Source organism: Pseudomonas sp. MWU13-3659 (genome assembly GCF_023757525.1).
Lineage (GTDB): Bacteria > Pseudomonadota > Gammaproteobacteria > Pseudomonadales > Pseudomonadaceae > Aquipseudomonas > Aquipseudomonas entomophila_E.
In genome coordinates this window covers 46,259-58,829 of the sequence record NZ_JAMSHW010000030.1, presented here as the reverse complement: position 1 = coordinate 58,829, position 12,571 = coordinate 46,259, and the positions used below count along the sequence as shown (strand labels likewise).

The window sequence follows — 12,571 nt, the reverse complement described above, 5'->3', positions numbered from 1 at the left end:
TGGGGCTCATTATAAGGGGATCTGAAACCCCGTCAACCTTTAATTTCAATAATTTCAAATAATTAGCGAGAAGACCGCATCACGGCCGCCGGGCGTGCGCTCAGCATCTGCATCGCGCTGGGGATCGAGCGCCGCCTTGCGGCGCTCGATCTGATGGGCACCCGAGAAACCTCGGCGGGCACCTCTCAAAACCAACACAATCTAAAGGCAGGCACCTGCCAGCCACAACGCTATCTATATAGAAGCCCCAAAAGCAAAACGGGGAGGCCTACCGGCCTCCCCGCTTCCCTCTAACCCTTAAAGGCTAGGAAACGCAAACTGCGAAGCCTCATGGCTGGCACGCTGTGGCCAGCGCTGGGTAATCGCCTTGCGGCGGGTATAGAAGCGCACCCCATCCGGACCATAGGCATGCAGGTCACCAAACAGCGAACGCTTCCAGCCACCGAAGCTGTGATAAGCCACCGGCACCGGCAGCGGAACGTTCACCCCCACCATGCCCACTTCAATCTCGTCGCAGAACAACCGAGCCGCCTCACCGTCACGGGTGAAGATGCAGGTACCATTGCCGTACTCATGCTCGTTGATCAACTGCATTGCCTGCTCCAGGCTGTTCACACGAACAACGCACAGCACCGGCCCGAAGATCTCTTCCTTATAGATGCGCATCTCAGGCGTGACATTGTCGAACAGCGTTCCGCCGACAAAGTAGCCATCCTCATTACCTGCCACGCGATAGCCACGGCCGTCGACCACCAGCTTGGCGCCAGCGGCAACACCGTCATCGATGTACCCCACCACCTTGTCACGGGCAGCAGCAGTCACCAGTGGCCCCATGTCCAGGCCACAGGAAGTGCCAGCACCGATCTTCAACGCCTTGATCTGCGGTTCCAGCTTGGCGATCAGCGCATCCGCCACCTGGTCACCCACACACACGGCTACCGAGATCGCCATGCAGCGCTCGCCGCACGAGCCATAGGCCGCGCCCATCAGCGCACTGACCGCGTTGTCCAGGTCGGCATCCGGCATCAGCACCGCATGGTTCTTCGCACCGCCCAGCGCCTGAACGCGTTTACCACGCTTGGTGCCTTCGGCATAAATGTATTCGGCGATCGGGGTCGAACCCACGAAGCTCAAGGCTTTGACCTCCGGCGCCTCGATCAGCGCGTCGACCGCTTCCTTGTCACCATGCACGACATTGAGGATGCCCTTCGGCAGACCTGCCTCCAGCAGCAGTTGAGCGATGAACAGCGTGGAGCTCGGGTCACGCTCGGAAGGCTTGAGAATGAAGGCGTTGCCACAAGCGATCGCCAGCGGGTACATCCACAGCGGCACCATGGCCGGGAAGTTGAACGGGGTGATACCAGCAACCACGCCCAGCGGCTGGAAGTCCGACCAGGCATCGATGTTCGGGCCGACGTTGCGGCTGTACTCGCCTTTCAGCACTTCCGGAGCAGCGCAGGCGAACTCGACGTTCTCGATGCCACGCTTCAGCTCGCCTGCGGCGTCTTCCAGGGTCTTGCCGTGTTCCTCGCTGATCATCTGCGAGATCTTCGCTTCGTTCTGCTCAAGCAGTTGCTTGAAGCGGAACATCACCTGGGCACGCTTGGCCGGTGGGGTGTTGCGCCAGGCCGGGAAGGCGGCCTTGGCCGAGTCGATGGCCTGCTGAACGGTGGCGCGGCTGGCCAGCTCGACCTTGCGCACGGCCTGGCCGGTGGACGGGTTGAAGACGTCGGCGGTACGTTCGCCCTTGGTGACCAGCTCGCCGTGGATCAGGTGCTGAACAATGCTCATGCAGAACTCCAGATAAAGAAGGTGGAAGCAGGCGCGCGATGCTCACGCGCCTGACATCAAATTCGGAAAGATCAGTCGACCTTGTTCAGGGCTTCGCCCACCGCGTCGAACAGGCGGTCCAGTTCCTGCGGCTGGGTATTGAAGGTTGGCCCGAACTGCAGGGTGTCGCCGCCGAAGCGCACGTAGAAGCCGGCTTGCCATAGCTTCATCGCCGCCTCGTACGGGCGAACGATGGCGTCACCGTCGCGCGCGGCGATCTGGATGGCGCCGGCCAGGCCGTAGTTGCGGATGTCGACGACGTTCTTGGTGCCCTTGATACCGTGCAGCAACTTCTCGAAGTGCGGCGCCAGTTCGGCGGCGGACTGCACCAGGTTTTCTTTCTGCAGCAGATCCAGTGCGGCGATACCGGCGGCACAGGCCACTGGGTGCGCCGAGTAGGTGTAGCCGTGGGGGAATTCCACTGCGTACTCTGGTGTCGGCTGGTTCATGAAGGTCTGGTAGATCTCGCCCGTGGCCACCACCGCGCCCATCGGGATCGCGCCGTTGGTGACCTGCTTGGCGATGCACATCAGGTCCGGGGTGACGCCGAAGGCTTCGGCACCGGTCATGGCCCCCATGCGCCCGAAGCCGGTGATGACTTCGTCGAAGATCAGCAGGATGTTGTGCTGGGTGCAGATCTCGCGCAGGCGCTTCAGATACCCCTTCGGCGGCGGCAGCACGCCAGCGGAGCCGGCCAGCGGCTCGACGATCACTGCGGCGATGTTCGAGGCGTCATGCAGTTCGATCAGCTTGAGCATCTCGTCGGCCAAGGCGATCCCGCCCTCCTCCGGCATGCCTTTGCTGAATACGTTGGCAGGCAGCACGGTGTGCGGCAGGTGGTCGACATCCAGCAACTGGCCGAACAGTTTGCGGTTGCCGTTGACGCCGCCCAGGCTGGTGCCGGCGATATTCACACCGTGATAGCCACGGGCGCGGCCGATGATCTTGGTCTTGGTCGCCTGACCTTTCAGGCGCCAGTAGGCGCGGACCATCTTCAGCGCGGTGTCGGCGCATTCGGAACCGGAGTTGGTGAAGAACACGTGGTTCAGGTCACCCGGCGCGAGGTTGGCGATCTTCTCGGCCAGCTGGAACGACAGCGGATGACCGAACTGGAAGGCCGGGGAATAGTCGAGGGTGGCGACCTGGCGGGCCACCGCTTCGCTGATTTCCTTGCGGGTATGCCCGGCACCGCAGGTCCACAGGCCCGACAAGGCGTCGAAGATCTTGCGGCCTTTGTCATCGACCAGGTAATTGCCTTCGGCCGCCACGATCAGGCGCGGGTCGCGCTGGAAGTTGCGGTTGGCGGTGTAAGGCATCCAGTGGGCATCCAGCTTGAGCTGGCTGGCCAGGCCGGCCTGGGCGTTTTCGGGCATGTTCATCGGCGGTTCCTCGGAAGACGATTAGGCAACGATGGGGTGTTGTTGCGGCTAAGTTGTCACGGCGATAAAGTTCGAAAAACCCAGCATTTCTAACCTTCAGTCAGCGGACAACTAAACTAATGAGCCGACGCCCCGATCCCCTCGCCCAGGTCAGCGATTTCGACATCCGTCTGTTGAAGATCTACCGCAGCGTCGTCGAATGCGGCGGCTTCTCGGCGGCGGAGAATGTGCTGGGCATCGGCCGTTCGGCGATCAGCCAGCAAATGAACGACCTCGAGCAACGCCTGGGCCTGCGCCTGTGCCAGCGGGGCCGCGCCGGCTTCTCGCTGACCGAGGAGGGTCGCGAGGTCTACCACTCGGCGCTGCAACTGCTCAGCGCCCTGGAGACGTTCCGCACCGAGGTCAATGGCCTGCACCAGCACCTTCGTGGCGAGCTCAACATCGGCCTGACCGACAACCTGGTCACCCTGCCGCACATGCGTATCACCCACGCCCTGGCTGAACTGAAGGACCGTGGCCCCGACGTGCATATCCAGATCCGCATGATCGCACCCAGCCAGGTCGAGCAAGGGGTGCTCGACGGCAGCCTGCATGTGGGGGTGGTACCGCAGACCAGCCCACTGTCCGGGCTCGAATACCAGCCTCTTTATAGCGAGCGCTCACTGCTCTACTGCGCGGTCGGCCATCCGCTGTTCTACGCCGACGACCAACAGATTGATGACGCGCGCCTCAACAGCCAGGACGCCATCGCCCCGACCTTTCGCCTGCCTGCCGATATCCAGGCCCACTACCAGGCGCTGCACTGCACCGCCAGCGCCTCGGACCGCGAAGGCATGGCCTTCCTCATCCTCACCGGGCGCTACATCGGTTACCTGCCTGACCACTACGCCATGTTCTGGGTGCAGCAAGGCCGCCTGCGCGCACTGAAGCCCACGCAACGCTTCTACGACCTGAGCCTGAGCTGGGTGACCCGCAAGGGGCGCAGGCCGAACCTGGTTCTGGAAAGCTTCCTCGAGAGCCTGTCTGCGACACGTTGATGCCTGTGCCTGACGCTAATGCTTGTCACTTCGGCACAGGCAGGTAATCTGTCCAGCATTCGTTGTCACCGACCCGTCCGGAATCGTCCATGACCCTAGAAGTCCCTGCGCATCGCTCCCCCGCCTCGGGCAAGCCCGCCGGCCGCATCCGCCAGAAGAACGAGCAGGCCATCATCCAGGCCGCCGAAGACGAATTCGCCCGCCACGGCTACAAAGGCACGAGCATGAACACCATCGCGCTCAAGGCCGGGCTGCCCAAGGCCAACCTGCACTACTACTTCACCAACAAGCTGGGCCTGTACATCGCGGTGCTGAGCAACATCATCGAACTGTGGGACAGCACCTTCAACGCCCTGAGCGTCGAGGACGACCCGGCCGAGGCACTGAGCCAGTACATTCGCACCAAGATGGAATTCTCCCGGCGCAACCCACAGGCCTCGCGAATCTTCGCCATGGAAGTGATCAGCGGCGGCGAGTGCCTGAGCGAATACTTCAGCGCCGACTACCGCGAATGGTTCCGTGGCCGCGCCGCGGTGTTCCAGGCCTGGATCGACGCCGGCAAGATGGACCCGGTGGACCCGGTTCACCTGATCTTTCTGCTCTGGGGCAGCACCCAGCACTACGCCGACTTCGCCACCCAGATCTGCCAGGTTACCGGCCGCACCCGCCTGACCAAGCAGGATATGGAAGACGCCAGCAACAACCTTATCCACATCATTCTCAAAGGCTGCGGCATCACCACGCACGCCTGACCCGGACCTATGCCTTCTACCCTGCTCGACCTCTGCGAGTTCCGCGAGGACATCCGCAAGAGCCGCTTCATCACCCTCGCCGGCCCGATCAGCAGCGCCGCCGAAGCGATGGCCTTCATCGAACGCCACAGCGACCTGGCGGCCACCCACAACTGCTGGGCCTGGAAGCTGGGCGGCCAATATCGCAGCAGCGACGATGGCGAACCCGGCGGCACCGCCGGGCGGCCGATCCTCGCCGCCATCGAGGCCCAGGACTGCGACCAGGTGGTGGTATTGGTAATACGCTGGTACGGCGGTATCCAACTGGGCACCGGCGGCCTGGCCCGCGCCTATGGCGGTGGCGCCAACAAATGCCTGCAGCAGGCGCCCAAGCGGCTGCTGGTGCAACGCAGCGAGTTCAGTTGCAGTTGCACCTTCAGCGAACTGGCGCTGGTCAAGCTGCGCCTGGCGGAAGTGGACGGCCTGGTGCTGGACGAACAGTTCACCGCCAACGGCGTGGACCTGCGCATCGCTTTTGGCGATACCCACCTGGACACACTGCAACAACAGTATGCGGACATCAGCCGCGGGCGCATCCTGCTGGAACGGCAATGAACGTTGCCCACATCTACTGTGGGCCTGCCTGTGGATAAGCTTGGGGCATTCTTATGTAGCCCTTATGCTTCAAGGCCTCCAGAAGGTTGAGCATATTTTGATCACAATTGCGTGACATTGATCCAAGTGACTGAAAGCCGGCGAGTTATCCCCAATTCAGGCGGCCTGGACACCCAGAAACTGGCATTTCCACGCGACTTGGCTTGCACACAATAACTGTGGAGCAGCTTGTGGATAACCCGTTGACCACCCCGGCAAAGGCCGGTGGCATCGGCTTCCCAGCCAGCCGCTCATTTTTTGATCAGCAGGGGGACGCCTGGGCTATGCTCGTCACCCTGGCTCGCCGCAACCCTGTGAACAGCATTGCCTGTGTATAAGGCTCATCATTGAAAGGAGCATCGAAATGACCCCGAACAAGACCGCCCTGATCATCGGCGCCTCCCGAGGCCTTGGCCTTGGCCTGGTGCAACGCCTGCACGAGGACGGCTGGAACATTGTCGCCACCGTGCGCGACCCGCAGAAACCGGGTGCCCTCGGTGACGTTCCCGGTGTTCGCATCGAGCGCCTGGAGATGAATGACACCGCCCAGCTCGACAGTCTCAAGCAGCGCCTGCACGGTGAAGTGTTCGACCTGGTATTCGTCAACGCCGGGGTGATGGGCCCTCTGCCGCAAGACCTGGAGCGCGTCCAGGTACAGGAAATCGGCGACCTGTTCATGACCAACGCCGTGGCGCCAATCCGTGTCGCCCGCCGCCTGGCCGGCCAGGTTCGCGAAGGTAGCGGCGTGCTGGCATTCATGAGCTCGATCCTGGGTAGCGTGACCATCCCCGACGGTGGCGAGATCTGCCTGTACAAGGCCAGCAAGGCCGCGCTCAACTCGATGATCAACAGCTTCGTGGTCGAGCTGCAACGCCCCGACCTGTGCGTGCTGGCCATGCACCCGGGCTGGGTGAAGACCGACATGGGCGGCGAGAACGCCGAGATCGACGTGGCCACCAGCACCCGCGGCATGCTCGAGCAGGTCAAGGCGCACAGCGGCAAGGGCGGGCTGCGCTTTATCAACTACAAGGGCGAAGCGCTCACCTGGTGAATTGAAAGCCGCGTGGCGAGGCAGTAGACTCGAAACCTCGCCCCCGCGGCGGACCTGGATCAGCAGACAGGGCAACACTGAGCTGGCTAACCTGAACCCACTTTCAGAGGAGCCGGCAACATGCCTGCGACCCGCATCTGGTTGAAATCCCCGCTCGCCATCTTCACCGCCAACAATCAGGACGCCCGTGGCGGCCTGGTGATCGAAGATGGCCGCATTACTGAACTGCTCGCCGCCGGCCAGGCCCCCAGCGCGCCCTGCGACCAGGTCTTCGACGCCCGCGAGCACGTGGTGCTGCCCGGCCTGATCAACACCCACCACCACTTCTACCAGACCCTGACCCGCGCCTGGGCGCCCGTGGTCAACCAGCCCCTGTTCCCCTGGCTCAAGACCCTCTACCCGGTCTGGGCACGCCTCACGCCAGCCAACCTGGAACTGGCCAGCCAGGTCGCCCTGGCCGAGTTGCTGCTGTCGGGCTGCACCACCGCCGCCGACCACCACTACCTGTTCCCCGAAGGCCTGGACAACGCCATCGACGTGCAGGTCGAGGCGGTGCGCAAGCTGGGCATGCGCGCCATGCTCACCCGCGGCTCGATGAGCCTGGGCGAGAAGGACGGTGGCCTGCCGCCGCAGCAGACCGTGCAACAGGGCGAAGTGATCCTCGCCGACAGCCAACGACTTATTCACAGCTACCACGAGCGCGGCGACGGCGCGCGCATCCAGATCGCCCTGGCGCCGTGCTCGCCATTCTCGGTCACCCCCGAAATCATGCGCGCCAGCGCCGAGCTGGCCGAGGAGCTGGATGTGCGCCTGCACACCCACCTGGCCGAGACCCTCGACGAAGAAGACTTCTGCCTGCAACGCTTCGGCCTGCGCACCGTGGACTACCTGGACAGCGTCGGCTGGCTCGGCCCGCGCACCTGGCTGGCCCACGGCATCCACTTCAACCCCGATGAAATCACCCGCCTGGGCGCGGCCGGCACGGGCATCTGCCATTGCCCGAGCTCGAACATGCGCCTGGCCTCGGGCATCTGCCCGACCGTCGACCTGGAAGCGGCCGGCGCACCGGTGGGCCTGGGCGTCGACGGCTCGGCATCCAACGATGCCTCGAACATGATCCTCGAGGCCCGCCAGGCCCTGTACCTGCAACGCCTGCGCTACGGCGCCGAGCTGATCACCCCGGAACGCGCCCTGGGTTGGGCCACCCGTGGATCGGCGCAACTGCTGGGCCGCAGCGACATCGGTGAACTTGCCGTGGGCAAGCAGGCGGACCTGGCGCTGTTCAAGCTCGATGAACTGCGTTTCTCCGGCAGCCACGACCCGCTCTCGGCCTTGCTGCTGTGCGCTGCCGATCGCGCCGACCGGGTGATGGTCGGTGGCCAGTGGCGCGTCATTGACGGCCAGATCGAAGGCCTGGACGTTCAAGGCCTGATCGCCGACCACCGCCAGGCCGCGGCCCATCTGATCGCCGGTTGACCGATCAAGGGCCTGGTCGAGCGCAATGCCCGGCCAGGCCCTGTAGAATGTCGGCCAACCGTACCTGATCGAGACTGCACACATGTATGAATGGCTGAACGCCTTGCCCAAGGCGGAACTGCACATGCACCTTGAGGGCTCGCTGGAGCCCGAACTGCTGTTCGCCTTGGCCGAACGCAACAAGATCGCCCTGCCTTGGGCGGATGTGGAAACCCTGCGTGGCGCCTACGCCTTCAACAACCTGCAGGAATTCCTCGACCTCTATTACCAGGGTGCCGATGTCCTGCGCACCGAGCAGGACTTCTACGACCTGACCTGGGCCTACCTGCAACGTTGCAAGGCGCAGAACGTCATCCACACCGAGCCATTCTTCGACCCGCAGACCCACACCGACCGGGGCATCCCTTTCGAGGTTGTACTGGGCGGCATCACCCAGGCCTTGAAGGATGGTCGTGAACAACTGGGTGTCGGCAGCGGCCTGATCCTCAGCTTCCTGCGCCATCTGAGCGAGGACGAGGCGCAGAAGACCCTCGACCAGGCCCTGCCCTTCCGCGATGCCTTCGTCGCCGTCGGCCTGGACAGCTCGGAAAAAGGCCACCCGCCCAGCAAGTTCCAGCGTGTCTTCGACCGCGCCCGCAGCGAAGGCTTCCTGACCGTGGCCCACGCCGGCGAGGAAGGCCCACCCGAGTACATCTGGGAAGCACTCGACTTGCTGAAGATCCAGCGCATCGACCATGGCGTGCGCGCCATCGAGGACGAGCGCCTGATGCAGCGCATCATCGACGAGCAGATTCCGCTGACCGTCTGCCCGCTGTCCAACACCAAGCTGTGCGTGTTCGACCACATGAGCCAGCACAACATCCTCGACATGCTCGAGCGTGGCGTGAAAGTGACGGTCAACTCGGACGACCCAGCCTATTTCGGTGGCTACGTCACCGAGAACTTCCATGCCTTGTACGAACACCTCGGCATGACCCAGGAGCAGGCTCGACGCCTGGCGCAGAACAGCCTGGACGCCCGCCTGGTGCGCTAACCCACCTGCAGCGCAGGCAGCCGGGCGATGCCGTTGATCTGCTGGATGCCGAGCGCGGTGATCTGCACCGCCCGGCTTCCCTCCTGTTCGCGGATCCAGCCCGACTGCAGGAACAGCGTGAGCAGCGCCTGCCCGAGGCTGCCGCCCAAATGCGGGCCCTGGTCGCTCCATTCGCTGCAGTGGCAGACGACACAACCGCGTTGATGCCCCGGTGCCAACGCATCGATGTAGAGACCCAGCACCCCCAACTGTTCCCTGCCCTGCTGGCTGACACACAGACGCTGTTCGCTGCCCTCCAGCCAACCCGCGCTCAACAGGCGCTGGAACAGATCGGCAGCCATCTCACCGCCCAGATGATCACCACACAAGCGCGCCCTGCGCAGCGAAAGAGGGACCTGGGCCGGTGCTACCCGGGACGCGGGCGAATGCCCGTTCACCTGCACACTGGCCAGCGCCTCTACCGCCGCGCCAACCTGCGGTGTCGCCAACCGAAAGTAACGCTTGCGCCTGCGTATCTCGAGCTTGAGCAAACCGGCCGACGACAGCAGCGACAGGTGCGCGCAGGCCGAAGCAAGGCTCAACCCCGTGGTCAGCGCCAGCTCGTCCGCCGCCCGTGGTGAACCATCTATCAGCGCCCATAGCATGGCGCTGCGCTTGGGGTCGGCCATCAGGCCGGCGACCTGACTGATGGTGCGGACTGCGTTCATGACTGTGGAGCTCCCTGAATGATCTCGTCGGATAGCGACAACCGGCCTCCCCGGGGCGCTGGATTGCGGCGGCAGTATAAGCTGCTCGCCCAACCCGTTAAGTAGGCCGCTCCCGTGGTATCGCGCGGTATGCCTTGCCTGAAAATTCAGGGTGCCAGCCCGCGCGTTGCGCCCGATACTCCCGGAAAACCTTGGCTACCGCCTGACCGGGTGCGGCCACCGTACGCAGGCCGCCCGACAAGACCGACAAGTCGTTACACCAAATTCCTGGGATAAAACAGAAAGCTTCCCGCCACCTCCCCACCATGACCGTCAGTCAGAGTCCTGACCTCAGTCATGCCGGGCGCCCACAGTGGCGCTAAACTTCATCCGCTTTCGCTCACTGGAGGTGGATCGCGATGAAGATTGTCGTCAGTGCGTCGAACCGAAACCCGAACTGCCCCTGGCAGGTCCAGCTCGATCAACATGTGGTGAGTTTCCGCAGCGAAGCCGAAGCGCGGGCGTTCGTCGCCGTGCTGGAAACCCGCCTGAAGGCGCCACACCCCCTCACGCCGGCCGACTGGACTGCCAGCGCCGGGTCAGCATTGCGACACTGACCACCAGTGCGCCGCACAGGCTGATCACCAGGGCCATGGGCACCGCGCTGCCATCGTGCAGCAACCCGACCAGCGCCGCCGCACCGGCGGCGACACTGAACTGCAGGCAGCCCATCAGTGCCGAGGCGCTGCCGGCGCGCGCGCCCTGCCCGCTCATGGCGCAGGCTGATGCGTTGGGGGCAATGCAACCCAGGCTGGCAATGCAGATGAACAGCGGCACCAACAGCGGCCACAACGCGTCCGGGTGCCACGCCGCTACCGCCAGCAGCACCATGGCAGCTGCCAGGTACAGCCACACTGCGCGCGCCAGCAGGAACGCCGGGCCACGTTTGGACAACAGGCGTGCGTTGACCTGGGCCATGAGGATGAACCCAGCGGCATTGGTGCCGAACAGCCAGCCATAGTGCTCGGCCGGCACGCCGTAAAGCTTGATGAAGACGAAAGGTGAACCGGCAATGTAGGCAAACATCCCGGCAATCGCGATGCCCCCGGTCAAGGCATGGCCGATGAACACGCGATCACCCAACAGCCGCAGGTACTGGCGCAGGGCGCCGGACAGTGGCTGGCGCGGTACCGAGGCCGGCAGGCTTTCCGGCAATCCGAGCGCCACGGCCAACAGGCACACGGCGCTGAACAGGCTCAGGGCGAGGAAGATCGATTGCCAGCCGGCCAGGTTCACCAGCACGCCGCCGAGCATCGGCGCAAGAATCGGCGCCAGGCCCATGACCAGCATCAACTGCGAGAACACCTTGGCCGAAGCCACCGCGTCGCATTTGTCGCTGACGATCGCCCGTGACAACACCATGCCGGCGCAACCACCCAGGGCCTGGACGAAGCGCGCCAGGATCAGGCTGTCGAGGTTGGGGGCATAGGCGCACACCAGCGAGGCCAGGGTGAACAGGCCGACGCCGAACAGCAGCGGGATGCGGCGGCCGAAGCGGTCGGCGATCGGGCCATAGGCCAGCTGGCCGAGGGACAGGCCGAGGAAATAGGCAGCCAACGTGGTCTGCACATGCTTCTCGTCGGTGCCGAAGGCATGGGCCATGGCGGGGAAAGCGGGCAGGTAGAAGTCGATCGCCAAGGGCCCGAACGCACTGAGGGCGCCCAGGATCAGCAAGGTTCGCAGGTTCATGGGGAATCCATAGCAGGCTAAGCAAGTGCCGTTAGTCTACCTGCATGGGGGCCTTACGATGAAAACCTTTGTAACAGTTGAGCTGTTATTCCAACGCCACAAGCCCGCTCCCACAGGCACCGTGCAATACCTGTAGGAGCCAGCCTTGCTGGCGATGCCCGGCATAGCCGGGCCAGGGAGCCACGCCACCCAAGTCAGGCCACGTCGGCCTGGTAGCCCTCGTCACGAATCGCGGTAAGGATGCGCTCGGCGTCCAGCGCGCTCTGCACGCGCACCTGACGGGCCGCCAGGTCCACCTCCACCCGCGCCGCCGCGTCCTGCTCCTGCACCGCCCGGGTCACGGCCTTCACGCAGTGGCCGCAGGTCATGCCTTGTACGTTGAACACTTGCATCGAGGTTGCCTCCTTCAGGGTTTGCCGCAGTTTCGACCTTGCCATCGGGGCAAGGTCAAGTTCTGGCTGAAACGGCCGGGCTGGAAATCCGCGCGCGGCTCGGCCAAGCTGCGCCTTTGACGATTTAGCCAAGCAGGAGATTCATCATGATCAGGGCAGCATTGACCCTCGCCGGATTGCTGGGTGCGCTGGCCGTGGTACCACCGGCCAGCGCCGAGGGCAACGCGGACTACAGCGTGCTGATCATTTCCCGGGAGCGCCTGGAAGTGGCCACCAGCTGCGAGATCGGCATCTACCTCAACGATCAGTTGTCCGGCCGCGTGTTTCAGGAACAGTCGACCTCGTTCAACCTGCCGCCAGGCCCGGTCGATGTGCGCCTGCGCCTGCTGCCTGGGCAGATGCCGGGTTGCGCCCCGGGCGTCGAGGATCAGCGCAGCACGCGCCTGACGCTGCAGGCGGGCCAGATCAACAAGTACCGCATTGCCATGGGGCATGATGGCCTGGTGTTGAAGCGAGCCAGCCTGGGCTATTGACCTTGACCGCATGGCAAGGT

At 64.0% G+C, this 12,571-nt stretch carries 13 protein-coding genes; 8 read left to right on the top strand and 5 right to left on the bottom strand.

Features of this window, described 5'->3' with window-relative positions:
• Positions 1-297: 297 nt before the first annotated feature.
• Both NGM28_RS24420 and aptA read right to left on the bottom strand, forming a co-directional pair.
• Positions 298-1,791 carry a CoA-acylating methylmalonate-semialdehyde dehydrogenase gene (locus NGM28_RS24420; protein WP_240066546.1) on the bottom strand — a complete coding sequence of 498 codons (1,494 nt, stop codon included), beginning with the start codon at positions 1,789-1,791 and terminating at the stop codon, positions 298-300.
• Positions 1,792-1,862: 71 nt separating this feature from the next.
• Positions 1,863-3,209, bottom strand: a complete 1,347-nt coding sequence (gene aptA / locus NGM28_RS24415) for an omega-aminotransferase AptA (RefSeq protein WP_213659444.1) — start codon at positions 3,207-3,209, stop codon at positions 1,863-1,865.
• A 119-nt stretch (positions 3,210-3,328) separates the two neighbouring features.
• On the opposite strand from aptA, the gene NGM28_RS24410 reads away from it, so the two are divergent.
• The 6 genes from NGM28_RS24410 (at position 3,329) to NGM28_RS24385 (ending at position 9,191) form a co-directional block, all read left to right on the top strand.
• On the top strand, positions 3,329-4,246 hold the full coding sequence (locus NGM28_RS24410) for a LysR family transcriptional regulator (RefSeq protein WP_011532047.1): 918 nt from the start codon (positions 3,329-3,331) through the stop codon (positions 4,244-4,246).
• Between the two features lie 89 nt (positions 4,247-4,335).
• Positions 4,336-4,998: a TetR/AcrR family transcriptional regulator gene (locus NGM28_RS24405; protein ID WP_240066547.1), complete on the top strand. Its 663-nt coding sequence runs from the start codon at positions 4,336-4,338 to the stop codon at positions 4,996-4,998.
• 9 nt (positions 4,999-5,007) lie between these two features.
• The gene (locus NGM28_RS24400) at positions 5,008-5,592 is read left to right on the top strand and encodes an IMPACT family protein (protein ID WP_213659441.1); all 585 of its coding nucleotides are present in this window, start codon (positions 5,008-5,010) and stop codon (positions 5,590-5,592) included.
• 403 nt (positions 5,593-5,995) lie between these two features.
• A complete protein-coding gene (locus NGM28_RS24395) occupies positions 5,996-6,682 on the top strand; it encodes an SDR family oxidoreductase (RefSeq protein ID WP_240066549.1) in 687 nt (228 codons plus the stop codon).
• Between the two features lie 120 nt (positions 6,683-6,802).
• Complete coding sequence (locus NGM28_RS24390; protein WP_252091863.1) at positions 6,803-8,158, top strand: 8-oxoguanine deaminase; 1,356 nt, start codon at positions 6,803-6,805, stop codon at positions 8,156-8,158.
• Between the two features lie 82 nt (positions 8,159-8,240).
• Positions 8,241-9,191, top strand: coding sequence for an adenosine deaminase (locus NGM28_RS24385; RefSeq protein WP_252091861.1), 951 nt, complete (start codon positions 8,241-8,243; stop codon positions 9,189-9,191).
• Here NGM28_RS24385 and NGM28_RS24380 read toward each other — a convergent pair.
• Positions 9,188-9,898 (bottom strand): ArsR/SmtB family transcription factor, encoded by a 711-nt coding sequence (locus NGM28_RS24380; protein ID WP_240066552.1) that lies wholly within the window; start codon positions 9,896-9,898, stop codon positions 9,188-9,190. The genes NGM28_RS24385 and NGM28_RS24380 overlap by 4 nt on opposite strands.
• A 398-nt stretch (positions 9,899-10,296) precedes the next feature.
• On the opposite strand from NGM28_RS24380, the gene NGM28_RS24375 reads away from it, so the two are divergent.
• The gene (locus NGM28_RS24375) at positions 10,297-10,494 is read left to right on the top strand and encodes a hypothetical protein (RefSeq protein WP_213659436.1); all 198 of its coding nucleotides are present in this window, start codon (positions 10,297-10,299) and stop codon (positions 10,492-10,494) included.
• Here the strand turns inward: NGM28_RS24375 and NGM28_RS24370 are convergent.
• Both NGM28_RS24370 and NGM28_RS24365 read right to left on the bottom strand, forming a co-directional pair.
• Positions 10,445-11,626, bottom strand: coding sequence for a multidrug effflux MFS transporter (locus NGM28_RS24370; RefSeq protein ID WP_252091859.1), 1,182 nt, complete (start codon positions 11,624-11,626; stop codon positions 10,445-10,447). The genes NGM28_RS24375 and NGM28_RS24370 overlap by 50 nt on opposite strands.
• A gap of 194 nt (positions 11,627-11,820) precedes the next feature.
• A complete protein-coding gene (locus NGM28_RS24365) occupies positions 11,821-12,018 on the bottom strand; it encodes a heavy-metal-associated domain-containing protein (protein ID WP_213659434.1) in 198 nt (65 codons plus the stop codon).
• Positions 12,019-12,164: 146 nt separating this feature from the next.
• Between NGM28_RS24365 and NGM28_RS24360 the strand changes: the two genes are divergently transcribed.
• Positions 12,165-12,551, top strand: a complete 387-nt coding sequence (locus NGM28_RS24360; RefSeq protein ID WP_240066554.1) for a hypothetical protein — start codon at positions 12,165-12,167, stop codon at positions 12,549-12,551.
• Positions 12,552-12,571 lie beyond the last annotated feature (20 nt).

What these genes read in the sequence shown, in the direction of transcription:
- aptA (WP_213659444.1), bottom strand. Translation starts at nt 3,209, where the DNA reads ATGAACATGCCCGAAAACGCCCAGGCCGGCCTGGCCAGCCAGCTCAAG.
- NGM28_RS24380 (WP_240066552.1), bottom strand. Translation starts at nt 9,898, where the DNA reads ATGAACGCAGTCCGCACCATCAGTCAGGTCGCCGGCCTGATGGCCGAC.
- NGM28_RS24395 (WP_240066549.1), top strand. Translation starts at nt 5,996, where the DNA reads ATGACCCCGAACAAGACCGCCCTGATCATCGGCGCCTCCCGAGGCCTT.
- NGM28_RS24370 (WP_252091859.1), bottom strand. Translation starts at nt 11,626, where the DNA reads ATGAACCTGCGAACCTTGCTGATCCTGGGCGCCCTCAGTGCGTTCGGG.
- NGM28_RS24420 (WP_240066546.1), bottom strand. Translation starts at nt 1,791, where the DNA reads ATGAGCATTGTTCAGCACCTGATCCACGGCGAGCTGGTCACCAAGGGC.
- NGM28_RS24385 (WP_252091861.1), top strand. Translation starts at nt 8,241, where the DNA reads ATGTATGAATGGCTGAACGCCTTGCCCAAGGCGGAACTGCACATGCAC.
- NGM28_RS24405 (WP_240066547.1), top strand. Translation starts at nt 4,336, where the DNA reads ATGACCCTAGAAGTCCCTGCGCATCGCTCCCCCGCCTCGGGCAAGCCC.
- NGM28_RS24365 (WP_213659434.1), bottom strand. Translation starts at nt 12,018, where the DNA reads ATGCAAGTGTTCAACGTACAAGGCATGACCTGCGGCCACTGCGTGAAG.
- NGM28_RS24390 (WP_252091863.1), top strand. Translation starts at nt 6,803, where the DNA reads ATGCCTGCGACCCGCATCTGGTTGAAATCCCCGCTCGCCATCTTCACC.
- NGM28_RS24375 (WP_213659436.1), top strand. Translation starts at nt 10,297, where the DNA reads ATGAAGATTGTCGTCAGTGCGTCGAACCGAAACCCGAACTGCCCCTGG.
- NGM28_RS24360 (WP_240066554.1), top strand. Translation starts at nt 12,165, where the DNA reads ATGATCAGGGCAGCATTGACCCTCGCCGGATTGCTGGGTGCGCTGGCC.
- NGM28_RS24400 (WP_213659441.1), top strand. Translation starts at nt 5,008, where the DNA reads ATGCCTTCTACCCTGCTCGACCTCTGCGAGTTCCGCGAGGACATCCGC.
- NGM28_RS24410 (WP_011532047.1), top strand. Translation starts at nt 3,329, where the DNA reads ATGAGCCGACGCCCCGATCCCCTCGCCCAGGTCAGCGATTTCGACATC.